This window comes from Variovorax sp. 10L421 (genome assembly GCF_056395365.1).
Genome location: NZ_JBFTJJ010000004.1, coordinates 259,044 through 281,303, shown reverse-complemented (window position 1 = coordinate 281,303; position 22,260 = coordinate 259,044). Strand labels below are relative to the sequence as shown.

The window sequence follows — 22,260 nt, the reverse complement described above, 5'->3', positions numbered from 1 at the left end:
CAGCTCCATAACAGAACATCCAGGAGACAAGCACCATGACCCCCGAAAGCCTGCAACGCCTGTTCGATAGCTGGACCCGCATCTGGACGGCGCCCGCCGCCGGGGCCTCGGCCCCCAATCCGCTGGCCGACGACCCGCGCTTCAAGGATCCAGCCTGGGCCGGTACACCCTACGGCCAGTTGCTGCTGCACTGGTACCAGGTGACCGGTCAGACGGCGCAACAGATCGGCCACCTGGGCGAGTCGCTGCCACCGCATCAGAAGAAGGTGTGGGACTTCTATGTGCAGTACGCGCTCGATGCGCTGTCGCCGTCCAATTTCTTCCTGACCAACCCGCAGGCGCTGGCGAAGGCGGCGGACACTCAGGGCCAGAGCGTGCTGGCCGGCGTCACTCGCGTGCTGGCCGACATGCAGCGCAATGCGCTGCCGGCTTCCAGCGACCCGCAGGCCTTCACCGTGGGCGGCAATCTGGCCACCACCGCCGGCGCAGTGGTGTTCCAGAACGAGATATTCCAGCTCATTCAGTACCAGCCGCGGGCCGACAAGGTGCGCACGTCGCCGATCCTGATCGTGCCGCCTTGCGTCAACAAGTTTTACGCCTTCGACCTGAACGAGCAGAAGTCCTTCGTCAAGTACCTGCTGGAGCAGGGGCACAACGTTTTCATCATGTCGTGGCGCAACCCGCGCTCGGGCGCTTCGGGCCAGGGCTGGGACGACTATGTCTACGACGGCGTGCATAAGGCGGTGGAAGTGGCCTGCGAGATCGCCGGCGCGCCGCGCCTGAACCTGCTGGCCTGGTGCATCGGCGGCGCGCTGTCGGTGTCGGCGCTGGCGGTGATGTCGCCCGAGGAGAAGAAGCGAGTGGCTTCGGCCACCTTCCTCACCACGCTGGTGGACTACTCCGACCACGGCGACATCGGCATCTTCGTGGACGCGCCGCAGATCGCTTCCTTCGAGCCGCGCGTGCGCATGAAGGGCGTGATGCCCGGACAGGATCTGGCCAAGGCCATGGCCATGCTGCACGCCAACGATTCGATCTGGCACTTCTGGGTCAACAACTACCTGCTGGGCGAGAAGATTCCGCCGTTTGACGTGCTGTACTGGAACAGCGACACCGCCAACGTTCCAGGGGACCTGTACCAGTATTACGTCGAGAACATGTACCTGCACAACCAGTTGCGCGAACCGGGCGCGCTGAGCCTGCGCGGGCGCAAGGTGGATGTGGGCAACATCAACATGCCGTGCTGCGTCGTCTCTGCGACCGAAGACCACATCGTGCCCTGGCAGACCACGCTGCTCACACTCGACATGGTAGGCGGGCCGTGTGAATTCCTGCTGACCGAAGGCGGCCACGTGTCGGGAACGGTCATCAACCATCCGGCCAAGTCGCGCAAGAGCTACTGGGTCAACGGCCCCAAGACCACCGACCCGCAGGTGTGGCAGGCCGGTGCCGAGAAGCGCCAAGGCAGTTGGTGGCCCGAATGGTGCAACTGGGTCGCCAAGACCGGCGGCAAGCTGATGCCTGCCCCCGCACGGTTGGGCAGCGAGGCCTGGCCCGCGCTGCAAGCTGCACCTGGCTCGTATGTGCTCGAACAGGTACCGCAGAACTGATGATCGTAGCCACCGACCATCGGATCGCCAGCGCAACACCCGGCATAGATCTCTATGTGCGCAACAAACGTCTGGCGGGGGAGGGGGCGCAGGATCCAGACAAGGTGGTGCTGTTCGTGCATGGCGCAACCTACCCAGGCAGCGTTGTCTTCGATCACGCTGCGTTTGAGGGGGGCTCCTGGCTCGACTATCTTGCCGCGCATGGCTTCGATGCATACCTGTTCGACGTGCGCGGCTATGGGCACTCATTTCATCCGAGCATGCCCAGGACATTTCCGCAGCATGGGGGGCCCTACGCGCGGACTTCGGAGGCGCAGGTCGATCTTGCTGCGGTGGTGGACTTCGTGCGTGCCCGAAGCGGCAACGCCCGTGTCAACTTGATTGGCTGGTCCTGGGGCACGGCGCTTGCAGGCGGCTTCACCGCGGCGAACAACGAGGCGGTGAGGCATCTGGTCTTGTTTGCCCCGCTGTGGCTGATCCGCAATACGCCCGGCATCACCATGATGCGATGGGCGATGGCGGGCCTCCCGCCTTCGCTGGCCCCTGGTGCCCACCTGAGCGACTTTCGCGCCATCAGCAAAACAGAAGCGCGCCAGCGCTGGGTGCGCGGCCTGGCTGCCTCCGTTGCCGAACAACTGATGCCTCAAGCGGAGTTCGACCGCTGGTGGGATGCGCTGTCCGGCATCCAAGGCAAGCCCGGCGATGCAAGCCAGGTGGTACTGGCGCCGAACGGTGTAATTGCCGATTTGATGGAGTTGTGGTCGGCCGGCCGGCCTACTTATGAGCCCGAGCGGATTCGCGTACCTACGCAGTTGCTGCTGGGTGAGTGGGACGTTGATACGCCGGTGTACATGGCGCAGGAGTTGTTTTCCAAGCTCGCGCAGGCACCCTACAAACGGCTGGAAGTGCTTGCGCGCGGTACGCACTCGATGGTGTTGGAACTGAACCGGATCGAGCTGTACCACCGGAGCTGCGACTTCCTGGAATCGCGCTTCGCGTGACGGATATGGCATTGAATATGTCATATTTGCCAATGGCTGCCAGAGCTGAGTAACTGGACACTGATGGTTCCTACTCCTCCGAATTCATCATGAACAGACAGCACGTTGGCGTGATCGGCGCCGGAACCATGGGCAACGGCATTGCACAGGTGTGCGCACTTGCCGGACTCGATGTCACGATGCTCGACGTCTCCGAAGAGGCGCTCGGGCGAGGTATCTCGACCATCACGGCCAGCTTGGACCGGTTGGTGAAGAAAGAAAAGTTGCGCGCGGAGGCCAAGGATCTGGCGCTTGCCAGGATCCGTCCGACGGTCTCCTACCAGGATCTGCGTGGTGCCGGGCTGGTGGTAGAGGCGGCGACCGAGAGGCTCGACATCAAGCTGCGCATCCTCCGTGACATCGAGGCAGTGGTCAGCGACGATGCGGTGATCGCGACCAACACCTCGTCGATCTCCATCACGCAGCTGGCAGCAGTCCTGAATCGGCCGGATCGATGCATCGGCATGCACTTCTTCAATCCGGTTCCCGTGATGGAACTGCTGGAGCTGATTCGCGGATTGCAAACCTCGGATCTGGCACACGAGCAGGCCTTGGCCTTTGCACGGGCGATCGGCAAAAGCGCGATCACGGTCAAGAACAGTCCCGGGTTCGTGGTGAACCGCATTCTCTGCCCGATGATCAACGAGGCCATCTACGTCCTGCAGGAGGGGCTCGCCAGTGCCGAGGAGATCGACGTCGGCATGAAGCTCGGCTGCAATCATCCGATCGGGCCCCTGGCATTGAGCGATCTGATCGGTCTGGACACCATGCTGGCCGTGATGCAGGTGTTCCATGAAGGCTTCGGCGACCCGAAGTACCGGCCTGCACCCTTGCTCAAGGAAATGGTGGATGCCGGCCGTCTGGGACGCAAGACTGGCCAGGGCTTCTACACCTACAGCGGTCGTTGACAGATTGGAGGGCTGAGAGCGCGGCACAGAGCCTCGGTCCTTTTCCTGAGTTTTTTTGTTCAAGGCCGAGTCATGAGAATTTCCAAGCGCGCAGAGCGCATCGAGCCGTTCTACGTCATGGAGGTGGCCAAGGCTGCCTCGCAGTTGGCGCGTGAGGTCGCTCATGGCGACAAGCCAATGGTCTACCTGACCATTGGCGAGCCGGACTTCACTGCGCCGCCTCTGGTGCAGGAGGCCGCTGTGCGCGCTGTGCGAAACGGCACGACGCAGTACACACCGGCCATCGGGCTGGAGCCCTTGCGCGAGCGCATCAGCGACTGGTACAGGCAACGTTTCGGCGTGAACATCCCGGTACGCCGGATCGCGGTGACCGCAGGCGCCTCGGCGGCGCTGCAGCTCGTTTGTCAGGCCTTGATCGAGGCGGGCGATGAAGTCCTGATGCCCGACCCGAGCTATCCGTGCAACCGGCATTTCGTGATTGCCGCCGAAGGCCAGCCCGTCATGGTGCCCACCACGGCAGCCGAGCGGTACCAGCTGAGCGCGGAAAAGGTCGAGGCCCACTGGGGCCGCAAGACGCGTGGCGTGCTGCTCGCCTCGCCGTCCAACCCCACGGGAACGTCCATCCATCCGGACGAACTGCGCCGCATCCACGCCTGTGTCCAGGCCAAGGGAGGCGTCACGTTGCTCGATGAGATCTACCTCGGGCTGAGCCACGACGACGCTTTCGGTCAAACCGGCCTGGCCATTGACGAGAACGTGATCAGCATCAACAGCTTCTCAAAGTATTTCTGCATGACCGGGTGGCGCCTGGGCTGGGTGGTGGCTCCAGAACCTCTGATCCCGGTGATCGAGCGTCTAGCGCAGAACTTCTTCCTTTGCCCCAGTACCGTCGCCCAGCACGCCGCGCTGGCTTGCTTCGAACCCGACAGCATCGCTGAGTACGAGCGCCGCCGCGCGCAGTTCAAGGCGCGCCGCGACTGGTTCATCCCGGAGCTGGAGAAGATCGGGTTCAAGGTTCCGGTGGTGCCCGACGGCGCGTTCTACGCCTGGGCGGATTGCTCGCCGTGGTTCGATGCCTGGAACGTTTCGAACAGCTGGGATTTTGCGTTCGAGGCCATGAAGAGAGCCCACGTCGCGATCTCGCCTGGCCGCGATTTCGGCACAGCCGAGTCGGCGCGGTTCGTGCGCTTCTCAACGGCCAATTCGATGGAGCAGTTGCGGGAGGCTGTGGCCAGGCTCGCCGCGCTGCGTCCGTGAAAGGACAGGCACGATCTTCGAACACGCCAAACGGGTCCTGCTGTTTCACAACGTCAACGATGGAGTGGTCATGTTGATCACCTTGCGGAGCGTGCCTTCGGAACAGGATTCTCGGATTGTCATTGCGTGCATACGCGCATGCATCTGGGCAAGTCTCGAGGACCGGCCTTTCTGTGTCCTCCCCAAAGCAGGGCGCGATTCGATGCATCGCGATCCTGGCGAACCGCAACAGTTTGTCGATGAGCCCGCTCTGTTCGAGCAACCTGCATACCGCGCCGCGGCCAGCGCCGAATTCGGCGTCGCAAGGACTTGATGCCCATGCGCGCGCTCCTTGCCACTTTGCTGGCTTTCGTTGGCGAACGTACGTCGTGCCCAGAGTTGGCGCAGTGGCTGCCAGTCTGGCGAACGATGCAGGCGGCATCCGCGAATCGTGATCCGTTCGTTGCAAGCCTGATCGCCGCGCTCAAGGCCGATCGGCTTGCCTGGGCGTTCTTCAGTGGATACCAGGGAGCGCTGCAATCGGCTTTTCCCGATTCGGTAGAGGGCGGACACGTCGGCGCGCTTTGTGTACACGAGGCTGGCCGAAAGATGACCGAGGTCACGACGAGCGTGGAGCTCTGCGACCGCATCCCGCGCTTGCACGGGCAGAAGTCATGGGCTTTGACCAATATCGAAGACTTGACCCTGCTGGTGCTTGCCAGGCGCAGCGATGGCCCTCAGAAGGGGCCCGGCAGTCTCGTGATGGTGCGTCTTCCGTCCAGCGCCGTCGGCGTCAGCCGGGGGCATTCGCGCCCACAGGCCGTTGTGCCCGAGCTCGCTCACTCAGAAGTCCGCTTCGATACGGTTCGTTTGACGCCTGAGCAGTTGGTGCCTGGCGATGGGTACGCCGAACATGCCAAGCCATTCCGAGTGCTGGAGGACATCTTCGTGACGGGAAGCTCGTTGGCGTATCTGTTCGCTGAGGCGCAGTCCGGGGGCTGGCCGACGACATGGTGCCAGCGCTGTATTGCGGCTATCGCGATGCTCCACGTGTGTGCTGATCTGAACCCTCGCGACACGCGTGCGCACATCCTGGTGGCGGGATCCCTGTCCTTCGCGGGTGACGTGATTCGGGAGAGCGAAAGCCACTGGCAGCCTGCGCAAGCGATCGCCCACAACCGGTGGCAACGCGACAGGCCAATTCTCTCGCTGGGTAAGGAGGCAAGGCGCCTGCGAGCCATCGGGTCCTGGGCGCGCACTCGGCGGGAGACTGGTGCTGCTACCCAGGTGCGAGGAGCATGAACATGGGAGCAGCGGGCCACCCAGCGGAGACATCGCAGCCTTCTTTCCTGGAACGCTGGCCGTGGTATCAGGCCCTGAGTCCGGAATTGCGTTCGCTGGTCATGCGGACGGCGACCGAACGCGTGGCCGATGCAGGAGAGTACATCGCCCGCGCGGGAACTCCTTGCACGGATTGGTATGGACTCATGCATGGTTTTCTGCAGATGTACGTGACCGGCGCTCGCGGCTCTGAAACCACGCTGTACTGCTTGAGAGAAGGCGAATGGGGCGGTGAAGGCTCCCTCTTGAAAGGAGAGCCGCGCCGGTATGACCTGCGTGCCCTTACGTCGGTGAGACTGTGCACGATACCGTTCAGAACCTTCGAGTTGCTGCGCAACTCGTCGATCGAGTTCAACCACTTTCTTTGCGAAATCATGAATGCCCGCATGGGCGTGTTCGTGGGGATGTTGGAGGCTGCCCGGTTGCTAGGGCCGGAGATGCGGGTGGCGAAAGCGCTCATGATGCTCGCCGACGGGCAAGCCAGCGGGGCGCAGGAGATTTCGATTCCACAGCATCAGCTGGCCCTGATGTGTGGGCTGTCGCGCCAGCGGGTCAACATGGCGCTCAATGCATTGAAGCGGTCCGGGCTCGTCCGGAGTGAGCGTAGTTGGGGCTTCGTCTCAGTTCACATGCCACGCTTGCGTGACTACGTTGCCTTGCACAGGCTGGAGGGCGCACCGTGAGTTCGGGACCCGAGGAGCCACGTTGCAAGCTGCGAAGGGATTCGACTCACAGAGGTAGCTTCGACGTCATCTTGATCTTCTGCATGGGCAACTCGCTCTTGACGCTCTGTACTCCCTTGATGCGGGTCAGATACTCGCCCTGGAATTTCCTATATGCGTCGAGGTCTGCGGCCACCACGCGAAGCAGGAAGTCGCAGTCCCCGACCATCAGGTGGCATTCCACAATTTCATCAAGCTGCATCACTTCTGCCGTAAACGCCTCGATGGTCTGGGCATCCTGGCTTTTCAGCCAAATGCGGACGAACACGGTCAGACCCAGTCCGATCTTCGGGGCATCGAGCACCGCGACGTACTTTTCAATGACGCCGGACTCCTCCAGGTGCTTCACACGCCGCAGACATGGCGATGGCGACAGCCCGACTTTCTCCGCCAGTTCCACGTTTTGAATCCGTCCATCTTCTTGTAGTGCCTGGAGGATTCGGCGATCAATTCTGTCCAGATCTTTCATCATTTCATGGTCTCGCAATCGAATGCTCGTATTTCTGAAAATGTGGGCATGGCGTGCCTATTTTAGGAAATAAGAGGGTCAAAAAGAACAACAATTGCGGAGCATGAGGCCTAGAATTTCTTGGGTTTTGAGGAATTCTGGTTCACGGAGTTAAAGCATGACCTCGGTTGACATACAGCCCTTCGCTATCGAAAAGAATCCCGCTCCGGTGAGTGATGGGCGACGCCAGCGGCTGCTGGAGAGTCCTGTTTTTGGCGAGGTTTTCACCGACCACATGGCCACCATCAAGTACTCGAAGGACCAAGGCTGGCATGGTGCAAAGATCGGTCCTCGCCAGGCATTGAGCCTTGACCCGTCAGCGCTTGTGTTGCACTACGCGCAAGCGATCTTTGAAGGCATGAAGGCCTATCGGCTGGACGGAGGAGGTACGGGCCTGTTCCGTCCCGAGCAGAATGCGCGCCGTTTCCGCCACTCGGCCACGCGCCTCGCCATGCCGCTCTTGCCCGAGGAACTGTTTACCGAATCGGTGCGTGCGCTGGCGCGCGTGGACAACGACTGGATTCCGTCCGCGCCGGGCTTTGCGCTGTATCTGAGGCCGTTCATGGTTGCCACCGAGGCTGTTCTCGGAGTCAGGTCTTCAGCCGAATATCTTTACTGCGTCGTGGCCTCGCCGGTGGGGCCGTACTTCAAGAGTGGCGCTGCTGCGGTGACACTCTGGGCTTCCGACCATTTCACGCGCGCCGCCCCCGGCGGAACTGGCGACGCCAAATGCGGCGGCAACTACGCTGCAAGCCTGGCCGCGCAGGCTGAGGCCATCCGTGAGCAATGCGATCAGGTGGTCTTCCTTGACGCTGTGGAACGCTGCTGGATTGAGGAACTCGGTGGAATGAACATCTTCTTTGTGTTCGCAGATGGTTCCATTCAAACACCGCCCCTGACCGGCACGATCTTGGCGGGCATCACGCGCGAATCGCTGATCACCATGGCCCGCGATCTCGGCATGACTGTTCGCGAGGAGCCTTACTCCATTGACCAGTGGCAGGAAGACGCCACGAGCGGGCGGCTGCGGGAGTCCTTCGCGTGCGGCACGGCCGCGGTCGTGGCTCCCATCGGGCGAGTCAAAGGGCGCAATCACCACTTCACCATCGGCGATGGTAGTCCTGGCCTCATCACGCAGCGCCTGAAAGCCGCCCTGACAGACCTTCAATTCGGACGCGCTCCAGATCCACGCGGCTGGTTGGAGCGGCTGTCGTAAGCCGCAAATTTTGCGGGAGTGCCACCCCGCCCTTTTTCAAACCAAAAGCAGGAGACCTGTATGACACGATTCGCGGCTTCGCAAGGCTTCATGGGGCCCTTCTCCCATGATGGGCAGGCAAGTATCGCCCCCAGTCCACCGTGGCACTATGCGGCTGATTTCATCACGATCGAGACCTGGGTCGACCCGGTCGCCATCGAGGCATTGCTGCCGCCGGGCTTGGGCTTGCACCCAGACGAGGCGGGCCTGGTGACGGTTTCCTTCGTCGATTGGCAAGCCTGTACCGATACCGGCGGCGAACTGCTCGACCCAATCCGCGCGCAATACCGCGAATGCATCGTGCTGGCGAGCGTCCAGTACGAGGGCAGGCTCATGCAGTACTGCCCCTACATCGTGGTTGATCAGGACACGTCGCTGGCGCGCGGCTGGGTGCTCGGCTATCCAAAGAAGATCGGCTCGGTATGGATCACACGGTCCATGGGTATGCCCTCGATTGCATCGCCCAAGCTGGAGGTCGGCGCCACCTTTGCCGGCACGGTGGCCGTCAAGGACCGGCGCATCGCCGAAGGTCACGTGAAATTGTCAGCCCTTGCCGACAGCTCCGCCGTGACGTTCGGCAGCCGGCCCATCGTCGCCTTGCGGCACTTCCCGTCGATGTTCGAGGGCCAGCACGATCAACCGGCTGTCTACGAACTCGTCCGGCTCCAGGCCGAGAACGTGCAGGCCAGCCCCGTCTGGCAGGGCGACGCGGCATTGACGATCTACGACGCGCCTATCGAGCCTCTCGCCACGCTGCGCCCCACCCGCATCGGGCGCGGCTGGCGCTATTCGATTGCGATGACGAACCGCAACAACCATTTGCTGCGCGATCTGCGCGGCACCATTTTGTCCGAGGAGCAATGACATGGACTCCGTGAAACTTCAACGTACCTACCTCGACCTCACGACGCCGCACGTAGCGGACGCATGCATGCGTTTGGGTATCGCGGTTCGTTGTGCACCTGCCGGAGTTCGTCCCCTGTGGAGTGAATCCCACATCGTGGGTCGGGTACGTCCTGCGCGGCACTATGGCAGCGTGGACGTGTTTCTCGAAGCGATCGACCGCGCCGCGCCCGGGGATGTCTTGGTGGTCGACAATGGTGGGCGTCTGGGCGAGGCCTGCGTTGGTGACCTCGTCACTCTGGAGACGGCCCTGGCTGGCCTGCGCGGCATCGTCATCTGGGGCTTGCATCGCGATTCATCGGAGTTGCGCACCATCAGACTGCCCATTTTCAGCTTGGGCACCTTGCCTGCAGGGCCGCAGCGTTTGGACGCGCAGGAGGCCGACGCTCTCATCTCTGCCAAGTGTGGCGAACATGTACTCACCTCCGACGACTTCGTCCTTGGTGACGACGATGGGGTGATCTTCATGCCCCTGAGCCAGGCCCAAAAGGTGGCGGAGCTGGCAACTGCGATTCGGGACACCGAGCGCAGTCAGGCGGCGCGCATGCAACTCGGTACGAGTTTCCGAAAACAGGCTCGCTTCGATGATTTCCTCGCCGCAAGAAAAGCCGACGAGAACATGACATTCCGCCAGTATCTGCGCTCTATCGGCGGCGCAATTGAGGAATGAGTGTCGAGTTGAGCAGCCGGGATCAACTGGACTTCAATCCTCTTCCATTTCTTTTTCAGGAAGCCTCTGCAGTGACTGACAGTGCACCTAAAGACAGCCATGGCGCACATTCCTGGGGCGCCAGCGATGCGGCGGTGCCGTATGGAGGAGGCGAGCGCAGCACAATCCCGAAACGCAAGAGAGTCACCACGTCGCGAATTGCCGAAATGCGGGCAAGTGGCGAGAAGATTGCGATGCTTACGGCCTATGACGCCACATTCGCAGCAGTCGCAGATGCCGCGGGCATTGATTGCCTGCTTGTCGGCGACTCCTTGGGGATGGTTTGTCAAGGCCGGACCACCACGGTCGGCGTTTCACTCGAAGATATGCGGTATCACACCCGATGCGTATCTCGGGGAATTGAACGCTCGCAAGGCAGTTCCCTCATCATTGCTGATCTTCCTTTCGGCAGCTACCAGCAGTCGCGAGAGCAAGCCATGGCGTCGGCCGCGCTGTTGATGCAGGCGGGCGCCCATATGGTCAAGCTCGAGGGCGGTGGATGGACCGTTGACGTGGTGGCGTTTCTAGTCGAGCGCGGCGTTCCTGTTTGCGCGCACCTGGGATTGACGCCGCAAACGGTGTCGGCGTTGGGCGGGTATCGCGTACAGGGGCGTCAGGAGGAGGCCGGCGACAAGATCCGGCGCGATGCGTCGGCACTTGAAGCTGCTGGCGCGTCGATGATGGTGCTCGAGATGGTGCCCAGGCTACTTTCAGCCCGCATCACCAATGACATGAAGTCTTGCGCCACGATCGGCATCGGTGCTGGCAGCGGTACGGCTGGACAAGTCCTAGTGATGCACGACATGCTGGGACTCAACCTGGGACGCATGGCCAAGTTCGTGCGGAACTTCATGAGCGATGCGTCGGCCGTGGATACCGCCATTGCGGCGTATGCTGCGGCGGTGAAGGATGGTTCGTTCCCAAACGACGAACAGCACGCCTGGTAAGCCAGGATACACCTCTGCTCATAGCAATTCCAGGGCATCTCTATCCCGGAAATCAGACCGATGCTCACTTTCTGTTTGTCCAGCATCGGGGAGTATTGTCTCTAGTGTCGAAAATAGCCATGAATATGGCGTTTCAGCCAATGGACGCCAGGCTTGCAAGGTGCAAAACTGAGAGCGCAATGTGCCTCACGTAGAGCGACACGTAGCACTCGTCTATGTGCCTGTCTAACGACCCTTCATGGTCTTCATTCGCAACTCTCATCATGAGCCTCGACTCCGTCAAACACTTTCTCGCCGAGCACGCCCCGGATCTTTCAGTCATTGAGGTCGAAACGAGTGGCGCCACGGTCGCGATGGCAGCAACAGCGTTCGGTGTCGCTCCAGGACAGATTGCCAAGACGCTGTCTCTGAGCGTGGGCGAGCAAGTGATCTTGCTCGTCGCCCGAGGCGATGCGCGCCTGGATAACAGAAAGTACAAAGATCAGTTTGGGGCAAAAGCCCGCTTCCTGGCGGCGAGCGAGGTGGAGAAGGTAACGGGCCACCCCATTGGAGGCGTCGGGCCCTTCGGTCTTGCAAGTCAACTGGATGTCTATTGCGATGTCTCGCTGCGGAGCTTCAGCGAAGTACTTCCCGCCGCCGGCGCAAACAATGCAGGTGTCAGAGTAGTGCCTGAGCGGATGGCGCAACTCGTCAACGCACGTTGGGTGGATGTCATGCAGCATGAGAATGCTGCTGAGCCGTTGGCTGGTTGAAGCGTTCCTACGCGACGAGCAACTTGCTACTTTGGCTTCATCTTCACCCGGAGGGCGCGATCTTTGCGCAAAGGCGAGCGGGGAACTGAACCGCTCCGGTGGTCGCTACGCGCTGGTCACGATGTGCATTGCTTGTCGGCAGGGCATCGCGAAGGTCTTCGAGCGATTGGACCGATTCCTCGCTTGGTTCTTTTGACACTCAATGATCGAACTGCGGCACCTCCGCTACTTCATCGCCGTCGCCGAAGAACTCAATTTCCGGCGCGCGGCCGATCGCATCCACATCGACCAGACCCCGTTGTCGCGCACCATTCGAGACTTGGAGGAGCGCCTGGGCGTGACGCTCTTCGTTCGAACACCGCGCAGGCTTCAACTCACGCCCGCCGGGGTCAAGCTGCTGGACCAGGCGCGCAAGATTTTCATCCGCCTGGAACGCACCAAACGTGTCGTCCGCGAAACCCATGCCTTGCACCGCGAACCCCTGCGCATCGGTGTGGACGAAAGCCTTGTACAGCCCAAGCTGGCCGAATGTCTGTCGCGCTGGCAAGCCGTCGCTCCCGACATCCCGCTGGAACTCACCGAAATGCGCACGACTGAGTTGCTCGGCGCGCTGCGCAGCGAGGAGGTGGACGCTGGCTTCTCCTTCGGCCTGCCAGACGACGACGCCATTGCCCAGCAGCCGGCCTGGGCGAGCCCGATCGTGGCGCTGTTGCCGCTGGCCCATGAACTCGCTGCGCGCGAGATGATTTCCCTGGCCGAGCTCTTGTCTTTCCCCGCCATCGCCTGCCACGAGGCCTCCCACCCGGGGTTGTGCCGGCAGATGGAAGCGATACTGGAGCGGCATTCATTGCGACCAACGATCGCCGGCGAGGCGCGCTCATTGACCGGCTATCTCACCCGTGTGGCGGCTGGCCTGGGCGTCGGGGTGGCCGATGCCGATCACATGCGCGCCCTGCAGCGCACGGACGTCGTGGTCGTGCCGCTTGCCGAGCCGGTTCACTTCACGACCTACGTGCTGCACAAGCACCAGCCCAACGGCCTGCCCGAAGCGCTGCAACGCTTTCTTACCCACGCAACCACTTTGCATTGATCGTTACGGTAGGCGTTTCCCGTGTCTTGTGGACCGCGCCAACGGCCGTGGACGCACAGGGATGCCGCTGAGATGCTCCCCACCGTGACAGCCTGAAGGCTTGCGCCTTCAGAAGCAAAAGGAGTCGCGAGCCAGCCAACCCCGCCAGCGTACGCCGCGCCACGCCCCAACGGGTGTGCCCCGCGGCGGTTCGATTCCAGACTTGATGCCTGTGTGCCGCGGTGGCACCTGTGCGCTGGAACCCATACGCCAAGGAGGTGGCCCCTATGCCGACGGCAGCGACCGGCATCCTGTTCGGACAGATCTTTGTTGTGCTCGGCGTCGCCCTGGGCGGCGTGTGGACGGCCACGCAGTGGACGGCACACGCGCTGGGATATCAGCAAAGGCTCGGCCTCGCTTGGTTCGACCTCTCCGGCATGCCGGTCTACGAGCCCTGGAAGCTCTTCGAGTGGTGGTACTTCTACGATGCGTATGCGCCCAAGGTCTTCGAGCGCGGAGGGATCATCGCAGCATCGAGCGGGATGCTGGCGACGGGTGCGGCCATTGTCATGGCCGTCTGGCGCGCGCGCCTGGCCAAGCGCGTCACGACCTATGGCTCCGCCCGCTGGGCCGAGCCCGAGGAGATCGCGAAGGCCGGCCTGACGAAGCCGGTTGGCGTGTTCCTCGGCAAGACCTCCAACAAGGACAGCGGCTACCTGCGCCATGACGGCCCCGAGCACGTGATGGCCTTTGCGCCCACGCGTTCCGGCAAGGGCGTGGGCCTCGTGGTGCCCACGCTGCTGTCCTGGCCCGGCTCCGCCGTGGTCCATGACATCAAGGGCGAGAACTGGAGCCTTACGGCCGGCTGGCGCAGCCGCTTCAGCCACTGCCTGCTGTTCAACCCGACCGATGCAAAGTCGGCCGCGTACAACCCGCTGTTGGAGGTACGTCGCGGCGCCCACGAGGTGCGCGACGTGCAGAACATCGCCGACATCCTGGTCGACCCCGAAGGGGCGCTCGAGCGCCGCAACCACTGGGAGAAGACCTCGCACGCGCTGCTGGTCGGCGCCATCCTGCACGTGCTCTACGCCGGCGAGGACAAGACGCTACGCGGCGTGGCCAACTTCCTCTCGGACCCAGCGTGCCCTTTCGAGTTGACGCTGCACCGCATGATGACCACGCGGCACCTGGCTGGGGAGCAGGGCGGTGCGCCGCATCCGGTGGTCGCTTCGGCCGCGCGCGAGGTGCTCAACAAGAGCGAGAACGAACGCTCGGGCGTGCTGTCCACCGCCATGTCTTTCCTCGGCCTGTACCGCGACCCCACGGTGGCCGAGGTCACTTCGCGGTGCGACTGGCGTATCGCGGACCTGATCTCGGCGGAAGCGCCGGTGTCGCTGTACCTGGTCGTGCCTCCCTCTGACATCAGCCGCACCAAGCCACTGATCCGCCTGATCCTGAATCAGATCGGGCGGCGCCTCACGGAATCGCTGGACGGTTCGGACGGCATCGCGCGCCGCCACAAGCTGCTGTTGATGCTCGACGAGTTCCCGGCCTTGGGCCGGCTGGACTTCTTCGAGTCGGCCCTGGCCTTCATGGCGGGCTACGGCCTGCGTGCCTTCCTGATCGCGCAGTCGTTGAATCAGATCGACAAGGCCTATGGCCTGAACCACTCGATCCTGGACAACTGCCATGTGCGCATCGCCTTCGCGACCAACGACGAGCGCACGGCCAAGCGGATTTCCGAGGCCCTGGGCACCGCCACCGAGCTGCGCGCGCAGCGCAACTACGCGGGCCATCGCCTGTCGCCCTGGCTCGGCCACCTGATGGTCTCGCGCCAGGAAACCGCGAGGCCCCTCCTCACACCTGGGGAAGTTATGCAACTGCCACCCCAGGACGCGGTTGTGATGGTCTCGGGGCATCCGCCGATCAAGGCCAGGAAGCTGCGCTACTACCAGGACCGCAACTTCACGCGCAGGGTGCTGAAGGCGCCGGTGCTGCGGGCTGGGTTGTATGCCGACCGTCCTGCGGCGCGGCCGGACGATTGGAGCGGGCTGGCGCCCTTGGCGGCTCCGGAGGCCGAGGTAGCAGGCGATGCAGGCGGCTTTGCCGATGAGGGCGGACATCAGCTTAAGCCCGAACTGGAGATCACACCGGTGCAACTCGCATCTTCGGATACGGGTGACCTGCTGGAGCTCGACGACGAGGAAGATGTGCCGCTGCGGCCGCAGGATGTGGACCGGCAGCTGATGCGCACCGCGCGGCTGGCCGCGCTGGACCCGGACGATGGGATCGCACTATGAGCCGGGCACGGTTGAACATCTTCATCGAGCCGGAGCATGCCAAGCGGCTGGACCAATTGGCGGTGCACAAGGGGGTCTCCAAGTCGGCGGTGATTGCGGCGGCGCTGGCATCGTTCCTCTCCCCCGATGGGGGCGACCAGCGCGAGGCGGCCCTTGCCAAGCGGCTGGACCGGCTCTCGCGCCAGTTCGATCGGCTGGAGCGCGACCAGAACGTGCTGATCGAGACGGTGGCGCTCTACGTCCGTTATTTCCTCACGGTCTCGATCCCGGTGCCCGAGGGGCAGCAGGACGCGGCCCGCGCGCAGGGCCGCGCCCGCTACGTCCAGTTCATCGAACAGCTCGCGCGCCATCTGCAGCGCGGGCGCAGCCTGGTGCGGGAAGTCCACGAGGACCTTGCACCCGAGGCCTCCACCGGCTCCACAGCGCCTGCCACCGAACCCGAGGAGGCCGACCTTGAGCCCGAAGCCTGAACCCAGTTCCGCGGACGCATCGCTGGCGCGGCGCATCCGCATGCTGCGCACGGCCATGGGGCCGGAGATCGCGGCTGCGCTCGAGGACCCCGAGGTGGTCGAGGTGCTGCTCAATCCGGACGGCTCGCTCTGGGTGGACCGGCTCGGTGCGGGCCGCTCGCCCACGGGCCACCATCTGCCCGCGCCGGTGGCCGAACGCATCATCCGGCTGGTGGCGGCCCATGTGCGCGCCGAAGTGCATGCGGGCCTGCCTATCCTCTCGGCCGAGCTGCCCGAGACGGGGGAGCGCTTCCTGGGCGTGCTGCCGCCCGTGGTGCGCGCGCCGTCGTTCGCGATCCGCAAGCGGGCGCTGCGCATCCTGACGCTGGCCCGGTATGTGGCCGACGGCATCCTGACCGAAGCGCAGGCGGCCTTCTTACGGCATGCCGTGCGCGAGCGCCTGAACATCGTGGTGGCGGGCGGCACCAGCACCGGCAAGACCACGCTGGCCAACGCACTGCTCGACGAGATCGCGGACACCGGCGACCGGGTCCTGATCCTGGAAGACACGGTGGAGCTGCAGTGCCGCAGCGACGACCACGTGGGCATGCGCAGCGAACCGGGCGTGACCACCATGGCCGACCTGGTGCGCGCCACGCTGCGCCTGCGGCCCGACCGCATCGTCGTTGGGGAAGTGCGCGGCGCCGAGGCGCTGGACCTGCTCAAGGCCTGGGGCACCGGGCATCCGGGCGGCATCGCGACCGTGCACGCAGGCTCTGCGGCGGGCGCACTCACGCGGCTGGAACAGCTGGTGCAGGAGGTCTCCGTGACCGTGCCGCGCGCGCTGATCGCGGAAGCCGTCAACGTCATCGTCTTCATTGCCGGCCGGGGCCGCGCACGGCGCGTGCGCGAGATCGCGCGCGTCATCGGCTGCGACGGCCAGGGCTACCAGCTCGACACCTCGCTCGGGCCTGCATTCCCTTCGATTTCTTCATCGCCTTCACCTTCATCGACCTCAGGAGAACCGTCATGACGCATTCCCGTTTTTTCGTAAAACCGTACTTGCAGGCCGCTGCTGTGGCTGCGCTGCTGCTGGCCGTCGCGCTGCCCGCGCAGGCCGCCGGCTCCAACATGCCCTGGGAGGCGCCGCTGCAGTCCATCCTCGAATCGATCCAGGGGCCGGTCGCGCGCATCGTCGCGGTGATCATCATCATTGCCACGGGACTGACGCTGGCCTTTGGTGACACCTCGGGCGGTTTCCGCAAGCTGGTGCAGATCGTCTTCGGGCTGTCGATTGCCTTCGCGGCGTCGAGCTTCTTCCTGTCGTTCTTCTCGTTCTCGGGCGGGGCGGTGCTGGCATGAGTGCGCTAGGCTTCGAGGTGCCGCTGCACCGGTCCCTGACCGAGCCCATCCTGCTCGGCGGCGCGCCGCGCACCGTGGCGATCGCCAATGGCACGCTGGCCGCTGCGGTCGGGCTCGGGCTGCAGTTGTGGATTCCGGGCCTGGTGCTGTGGATCGTCGGGCATTCGCTCGCGGTCTGGGGCGCGCGCATGGATGCGCAGTTCATGCAGGTTTTTGCGCGGCACATCAAGCAGCGGCAGTTGCTGGACGTGTGAGGACCACACCATGATGTCCCTCACGGAATACCGGCAGCGGCCGGCCCTGCTGGCTGACTGGCTGCCCTGGGCCGGGTTGGTTGCGCCCGGCGTCGTGCTGAACAAGGACGGATCGTTCCAGCGCACGGCGCGGTTTCGGGGGCCGGACCTCGACAGTGCCACGCAGGGCGAGCTGATCGCCACGTCGGCGCGGCTCAACAACGCGCTGCGGCGCCTGGGTTCTGGCTGGGCACTGTTCGTGGAGGCCGAGCGGAGCAAGGCGGCGGACTATCCCGAATCCGTGTTTCCAGAGCCGCTGTCCTGGCTGGTCGATGAGGAACGTCGCGCCGCGTTCGAGGAGGACGCCAGCCACTTCGAGAGCAGCTACCACTTGACCTTGCTGTCCCTGCCGCCGGAAGAGACCCGGGCACGGGCCTCCCGGCTGCTGTACGAGAACCGCGACACCGAAGGCGTGGACTGGCGCGAACGCCTGGACGCCTTCGTGGCCGAGTCGGAACGCTTCCTCGGGCTGCTCGAAGGCGTGATGCCGGAGACCGGTTGGCTCGACGATGCCCAGACGCTGACCTACCTGCATGCCTGTGTGTCCACGCGCCGGCATCCGGTCGCGGTGCCCGAGGTGCCGATGCACCTCGACGCGCTGCTGGCCGACAAGCCGCTGACGGGCGGGCTGGCGCCGATGCTCGGGACGCGACACCTGCGGGTTCTCACGGTGCGCGGCTTCCCGACATCGACCTGGCCGGGGATTCTGGACGATCTGAACCGCCTGGGCTTTGCTTACCGCTGGAGCACGCGCTTCCTGTGCCTGGACAAGGCCGAGGCGGAGAGGGAACTGGTCCGCCTGCGGCGCCAGTGGTTCGCCAAGCGCAAGAACATCGTGGCGCTGTTGCGCGAGACCATTTTCCAGCACGAGAGCCCGCTGGTGGATTCGGACGCATCCAACAAGGCGGCCGATGCCGACGCCGCCTTGCAGGAGCTGGGCAGCGACCAGGTGGCCTTCGGCTATGTCACCGCCACGGTGACCGTGCTCGATGCCGATGCGACCGCGGCCGACGAGAAGCTGCGGGCCGTGGAGCGGACCATCCAGGGCAGGGGCTTCGTGACCATCCCCGAGACCCTGAACGCGGTCGAAGCCTGGCTGTCCTCGATCCCCGGCCATGCCTATGCCAATGTGCGCCAGCCCATCGTCTCGACCTTGAACCTGGCACACATGATGCCGGTGTCGGCCGTATGGGCGGGACAGGAGCGCAATACGCACCTCGATGGCCCGCCCCTGGTTGTGACGCGCACCGACGGCGCCACGCCGTTCCGGCTGGTCACGCACATCGGCGACGTGGGCCACACGCTGGTGGTGGGGCCCACGGGCATGGGCAAGTCCGTGCTGCTGGCCACCCTGGCACTGCAGTTCCGGCGCTATACGGGCTCGCGCATCCTGGCCTTCGACATGGGGCGCTCGATTCGCGCCACCATCCTCGGGCTGGGTGGCGAGCACTACGACCTGGGCCAGGGCGCAGAGGAGGGCGGGGAGATCGCCTTCCAGCCGCTGGCCCGGATCGACCAGGAGAGCTACCGCGCCTGGGCGTCCGAGTGGATCGAGGGCCGGCTCAGGCACGAAGGCGTAGCCGTCGGCCCGCCCGAGAAGGATGCAGTGTGGTCTGCGCTCAACAGCCTGGCCAGTGCACCCGTGGAGCAGCGCACGATGACGGGTCTGTCGGTGCTGCTGCAGAGCAATGCGCTGCGCCAGGCGCTGCAGCCCTATGTGCTGGGAGGCGCGCACGGCCGTCTGCTCGATGCCGACCACGACCGGCTGGGCTCGGCCGAGGTGCAGGGCTTCGAGATGGAAGAGCTGATGCACAGCAAGGCCGCGACCATGGCCGTGCTGTCCTACCTGTTCGCGCGCTTCGACGAGCGCTTCGATGGCGCGCCGACCCTGCTGATCCTCGACGAGGCGTGGCTGTTCCTGGACGACCCGGTGTTCGCGGCGCGCATCCGCCAGTGGCTCAAGACGCTGCGCAAGAAGAACGTCTCGGTGATCTTCGCGACGCAGTCGCTCGCGGACATCAAGGACTCAATCATTGCGCCGGCCATCGTGGAGAGTTGCGCAAGCCGCATCTTCCTGCCCAACCCCCAGGCGACCGAGCCGCAGATCCGCGTGATCTACGAGGGCTTCGGGCTCAACGGGCGGCAGATCGACATCGTCGCGCAGGCCACGCCCAAGCGCGACTACTACTACCAGTCGCGGCTGGGCAACCGGGTCTTTGACCTGGGGCTGGGGCCTGTGGCGTTGGCCTTTGCGGGCGCTTCGTCGCCCGAGGACCAGCGGGCCATCGATGCCGTCTCCGGTTCCGTTCCATCTTCGGACTTCGCGGCCGCTTGGCTGCGCCACCGCGGCCTCGACTGGGCCGCCGACCTCATCCCTTCGTTTCCACCGCTTCCACCCACCACCTGAAGGAGCCATGCCATGAATCCCAAGTTTTCGTTGTTCAAGCCCAGGCTGGCCGCGCTGGTCGCCGCTGGCGCAATCGCGTTCGGTGTCGCGCCGCCGGCACATGCCATCTTCGGCGTCGGCGACACCGTGTTCGATGCGTCCAACTTCATCCAGAACATGCTGACGGCGGCCCGCGCGCTGGAGCAGATCAACAACCAGGTCCAGCAGCTCCAGAATGAGGCGCAGATGCTCAGGAACCAGGCGAGGAACCTGACAGGGCTGGATTTCAGCGCGCTGTCGGAACTGAAGGCGGCGCTGTCGGCCACGAACCAGCTGATCCAGCAGGCGCAGGGGCTGGCGTTCAACGTGCAGCAGATGGAGGGCGAGTTCAAACGCCTTTATCCCGAGTCGTATACCGCTGCGATATCGGGCACGCAGATGGCGACCGACGCGCGTGCGCGATGGAAGCAGTCGCTCGAGGCGCTGCGCACCGCCACTCAGGTGCAGTCGCAGGCGGTGCAGAACTTCGCGGCCGACGAACGCACGTTGACCGACCTCGTGAATCGCAGCCAGGCGGCCGTGGGCGCCCTGCAGGCCATGCAGGCCACGAACCAGTTGCTGGCCCTACAGTCGCGCCAGGCGATGCAGGCGCAGCAGCTGCAGATCACCCAGGACCGGGCCGTGGCGCTGGAGCAGGCGCGCCAGGTGGCGGTGCAGGAGCGAGCCCGCGAGGTGCGCCGGCGTTTCATGGGGAGCGGTACGCCGTACACGCCCACCACCGTGAACTTCTACGGGCAATGAGGGAGCAGCCATGAAGTACCCCCTGCTCATTGCCTTGGCGTTGCTGGTATCAGCCTGTAGCAAGCCTGCGCCCATCGAGTCCGTCGACTCGCTGGTGGCGAACCCGGACCGGCTGAAGGAACTGCGCGCGCAGTGCAAGGCCGACCACGCGAAGGTCGGCGACGCCCAGTGCAACGCGGTGGCCGAGGCCACGCGCCAGCGCTTCATGCGTGCTGTGCCTTCGCCGTATGCGAACGATCCGGTGCGGCCCCCGCAGCCGCCCGCATCGACGCCAGCGGCGAAGGACGGGCCGTCATGAACGACGTGGCGGTCATCGACCGCTTCCTCGATGTGTTCTCGCGCTACATCGACTCGGGCTTCGGGCTGCTCGGCGGCGAGGTGCGTTTCCTCACGGCCACGCTGGTCGTGATCGACATGACGCTGGCGGGCCTGTTCTGGGCCATGAGCCATGCCTCGGGCCAGGGCGATGATGTCATGGCCAAGCTCATCAAGAAGGTGCTCTACGTGGGAGCCTTCGCCTACATCCTGGGCAACTTCAACCGGCTGGCGGGGATCGTCTTCAACTCCTTTGCCGGACTGGGGCTGGCGGCCTCGGGCTCGGCTCTCTCGCAGGGGCAGTTGCTGCAGCCTGGCCGGCTCGCGCAGGTCGGCATCGAGGCCGGGCGGCCGATCATGGCGCAGATCAGCGACATGACGGGGTTCCCCGACGTGTTCGCCAACCTCGACACCATCGCCGTGCTGTTCCTCGCGTGGCTGGTGCTGATCGTGAGCTTCTTCGTGCTTGCGGTGCAACTGTTCGTGACACTGCTGGAGTTCAAGCTGACCACGCTCGCGGGCTTCGTGCTGGTGCCGTTCGCCTTGTGGAACAAGACCAGTTTTCTGGCAGAGAAGGTGCTGGGCAACGTGGTGTCGTCGGGCATCAAGGTGCTGGTGCTGGCCGTGATCGTGGGGATCGGCTCGGGGCTGTTCGCCGAGTTCCGCACGCCGCCGGGTGCCGATCCGAGCATCGACCATGCGCTGGCCATCATGCTCGCGGCGCTCTCGATGCTGGGCCTGGGGATCTTCGGGCCGGGCATCGCGACGGGGCTGGTGTCCGGGGCACCGCAACTGGGGGCGGGTGCGGCCGCGGGCACGGCGTTGGGCGCCGCGGGCCTGGCCGTGGCCGGTGGCGCGGCCGTGGCGGGCGCGGGGTCCGCGGTGGCTGCGGGTGCACGCATGGCGCCCGGTGCAGCGCGTGCTGCCATCGGCGGTGGTGCCGGCGCCGCACGTTCGGCCAGCGCCGTGGCCAGCGGCGCGAAGTCGGCCTACCAGGCCGGTGCTGCCGCGTCAGGCGCTGGTGGCATCCGCGCGGCTGGGGCGGGCGTGGCCAACGTCGCAAAGGCGGGAGCGGGCGCCATAGGCCAGCGGGTCGCGTCCGGCGCCAAGGCCATGAAGGACCGCATGGCGGACTTCGTCTCCGAGGCCGCTGCGCCTGCGACTGCGGCTTCGGTCGTCGACGCGGCTGACATCACTTCTCCTCCCATCGAACCTGCTTGGGCCCGGCGCATGCGCCGCCGGCAGCAGGCGAGCCATGCCGCCACGACGGCGATCCACGCGCTGCGCTCGGGCGACCACGGCGGCAGTGGTGCCAGCCCGAGCCTGCATGACAGCTCGAACACCTGAATCGATT

Annotated in this window: 23 protein-coding genes; 22 read left to right on the top strand and 1 reads right to left on the bottom strand. The window is 64.5% G+C overall.

Annotation, left to right across the window (positions count from 1 at the left end):
* The first annotated feature begins 35 nt into the window (after positions 1-35).
* The 6 genes from AC1DFC_RS09485 (at position 36) to AC1DFC_RS09460 (ending at position 6,818) form a co-directional block, all read left to right on the top strand.
* Positions 36-1,610 carry a PHA/PHB synthase family protein gene (locus AC1DFC_RS09485; protein ID WP_478179082.1) on the top strand — a complete coding sequence of 525 codons (1,575 nt, stop codon included), beginning with the start codon at positions 36-38 and terminating at the stop codon, positions 1,608-1,610.
* On the top strand, positions 1,610-2,611 hold the full coding sequence (locus tag AC1DFC_RS09480) for an alpha/beta fold hydrolase (protein WP_478179081.1): 1,002 nt from the start codon (positions 1,610-1,612) through the stop codon (positions 2,609-2,611). The genes AC1DFC_RS09485 and AC1DFC_RS09480 overlap by 1 nt, the downstream gene beginning before the upstream one ends.
* An 89-nt stretch (positions 2,612-2,700) precedes the next feature.
* Entirely contained in the window at positions 2,701-3,558 is an 858-nt protein-coding gene (locus AC1DFC_RS09475) for a 3-hydroxybutyryl-CoA dehydrogenase (protein ID WP_478179080.1), read from the top strand.
* Positions 3,559-3,630: 72 nt separating this feature from the next.
* Positions 3,631-4,815: a pyridoxal phosphate-dependent aminotransferase gene (locus AC1DFC_RS09470; protein ID WP_478179079.1), complete on the top strand. Its 1,185-nt coding sequence runs from the start codon at positions 3,631-3,633 to the stop codon at positions 4,813-4,815.
* Positions 4,816-5,133: 318 nt separating this feature from the next.
* A complete protein-coding gene (locus tag AC1DFC_RS09465) occupies positions 5,134-6,096 on the top strand; it encodes an acyl-CoA dehydrogenase middle domain-containing protein (protein ID WP_478179078.1) in 963 nt (320 codons plus the stop codon).
* Positions 6,093-6,818: a Crp/Fnr family transcriptional regulator gene (locus AC1DFC_RS09460; protein ID WP_478179077.1), complete on the top strand. Its 726-nt coding sequence runs from the start codon at positions 6,093-6,095 to the stop codon at positions 6,816-6,818. The genes AC1DFC_RS09465 and AC1DFC_RS09460 overlap by 4 nt, the downstream gene beginning before the upstream one ends.
* Before the next feature lie 46 nt (positions 6,819-6,864).
* Here AC1DFC_RS09460 and AC1DFC_RS09455 read toward each other — a convergent pair whose 3' ends face one another.
* Positions 6,865-7,329 carry an Lrp/AsnC family transcriptional regulator gene (locus AC1DFC_RS09455; RefSeq protein ID WP_007836465.1) on the bottom strand — a complete coding sequence of 155 codons (465 nt, stop codon included), beginning with the start codon at positions 7,327-7,329 and terminating at the stop codon, positions 6,865-6,867.
* A gap of 154 nt (positions 7,330-7,483) precedes the next feature.
* Here AC1DFC_RS09455 and AC1DFC_RS09450 point away from each other — a divergent pair, with 154 nt between their 5' ends.
* The 16 genes from AC1DFC_RS09450 (at position 7,484) to trbL (ending at position 22,253) form a co-directional block, all read left to right on the top strand.
* Entirely contained in the window at positions 7,484-8,581 is a 1,098-nt protein-coding gene (locus tag AC1DFC_RS09450; RefSeq protein ID WP_007836467.1) for a branched-chain amino acid aminotransferase, read from the top strand.
* 60 nt (positions 8,582-8,641) lie between these two features.
* Positions 8,642-9,484 (top strand): acetoacetate decarboxylase family protein, encoded by an 843-nt coding sequence (locus AC1DFC_RS09445; RefSeq protein WP_478179076.1) that lies wholly within the window; start codon positions 8,642-8,644, stop codon positions 9,482-9,484.
* A gap of 1 nt (position 9,485) precedes the next feature.
* A complete protein-coding gene (locus tag AC1DFC_RS09440; RefSeq protein ID WP_478179075.1) occupies positions 9,486-10,193 on the top strand; it encodes an RraA family protein in 708 nt (235 codons plus the stop codon).
* 71 nt (positions 10,194-10,264) lie between these two features.
* Positions 10,265-11,179, top strand: a complete 915-nt coding sequence (panB, locus tag AC1DFC_RS09435; protein ID WP_478179126.1) for a 3-methyl-2-oxobutanoate hydroxymethyltransferase — start codon at positions 10,265-10,267, stop codon at positions 11,177-11,179.
* Positions 11,180-11,442: 263 nt separating this feature from the next.
* Positions 11,443-11,931, top strand: a complete 489-nt coding sequence (locus AC1DFC_RS09430; protein WP_478179074.1) for a YbaK/EbsC family protein — start codon at positions 11,443-11,445, stop codon at positions 11,929-11,931.
* Positions 11,906-12,127, top strand: a complete 222-nt coding sequence (locus tag AC1DFC_RS09425) for a hypothetical protein (RefSeq protein ID WP_478179131.1) — start codon at positions 11,906-11,908, stop codon at positions 12,125-12,127. The genes AC1DFC_RS09430 and AC1DFC_RS09425 overlap by 26 nt, the downstream gene beginning before the upstream one ends.
* A gap of 6 nt (positions 12,128-12,133) precedes the next feature.
* A complete protein-coding gene (locus AC1DFC_RS09420; RefSeq protein ID WP_478179073.1) occupies positions 12,134-13,021 on the top strand; it encodes a LysR family transcriptional regulator in 888 nt (295 codons plus the stop codon).
* A gap of 266 nt (positions 13,022-13,287) precedes the next feature.
* The gene (locus tag AC1DFC_RS09415) at positions 13,288-15,300 is read left to right on the top strand and encodes a conjugal transfer protein TraG (RefSeq protein ID WP_478179072.1); all 2,013 of its coding nucleotides are present in this window, start codon (positions 13,288-13,290) and stop codon (positions 15,298-15,300) included.
* The gene (locus AC1DFC_RS09410; protein ID WP_478179071.1) at positions 15,297-15,770 is read left to right on the top strand and encodes a CopG family transcriptional regulator; all 474 of its coding nucleotides are present in this window, start codon (positions 15,297-15,299) and stop codon (positions 15,768-15,770) included. The genes AC1DFC_RS09415 and AC1DFC_RS09410 overlap by 4 nt, the downstream gene beginning before the upstream one ends.
* A complete protein-coding gene (gene trbB, locus AC1DFC_RS09405; RefSeq protein ID WP_478179070.1) occupies positions 15,754-16,782 on the top strand; it encodes a P-type conjugative transfer ATPase TrbB in 1,029 nt (342 codons plus the stop codon). Before AC1DFC_RS09410 ends, trbB begins: the two co-directional genes overlap by 17 nt.
* Positions 16,779-17,111: a TrbC/VirB2 family type IV secretion system protein gene (locus AC1DFC_RS09400; RefSeq protein WP_478179069.1), complete on the top strand. Its 333-nt coding sequence runs from the start codon at positions 16,779-16,781 to the stop codon at positions 17,109-17,111. Before trbB ends, AC1DFC_RS09400 begins: the two co-directional genes overlap by 4 nt.
* Positions 17,108-17,365: a VirB3 family type IV secretion system protein gene (locus AC1DFC_RS09395; RefSeq protein WP_478179068.1), complete on the top strand. Its 258-nt coding sequence runs from the start codon at positions 17,108-17,110 to the stop codon at positions 17,363-17,365. The genes AC1DFC_RS09400 and AC1DFC_RS09395 overlap by 4 nt, the downstream gene beginning before the upstream one ends.
* A 10-nt stretch (positions 17,366-17,375) precedes the next feature.
* On the top strand, positions 17,376-19,811 hold the full coding sequence (trbE, locus tag AC1DFC_RS09390; RefSeq protein WP_478179067.1) for a conjugal transfer protein TrbE: 2,436 nt from the start codon (positions 17,376-17,378) through the stop codon (positions 19,809-19,811).
* 12 nt (positions 19,812-19,823) lie between these two features.
* Positions 19,824-20,591, top strand: coding sequence for a P-type conjugative transfer protein TrbJ (gene trbJ / locus AC1DFC_RS09385; protein WP_478179066.1), 768 nt, complete (start codon positions 19,824-19,826; stop codon positions 20,589-20,591).
* Positions 20,592-20,601: 10 nt separating this feature from the next.
* A complete protein-coding gene (locus AC1DFC_RS09380; RefSeq protein ID WP_478179065.1) occupies positions 20,602-20,889 on the top strand; it encodes an EexN family lipoprotein in 288 nt (95 codons plus the stop codon).
* Positions 20,886-22,253 carry a P-type conjugative transfer protein TrbL gene (trbL, locus tag AC1DFC_RS09375; RefSeq protein WP_478179064.1) on the top strand — a complete coding sequence of 456 codons (1,368 nt, stop codon included), beginning with the start codon at positions 20,886-20,888 and terminating at the stop codon, positions 22,251-22,253. Before AC1DFC_RS09380 ends, trbL begins: the two co-directional genes overlap by 4 nt.
* The last annotated feature ends 7 nt before the right edge of the window (positions 22,254-22,260 follow it).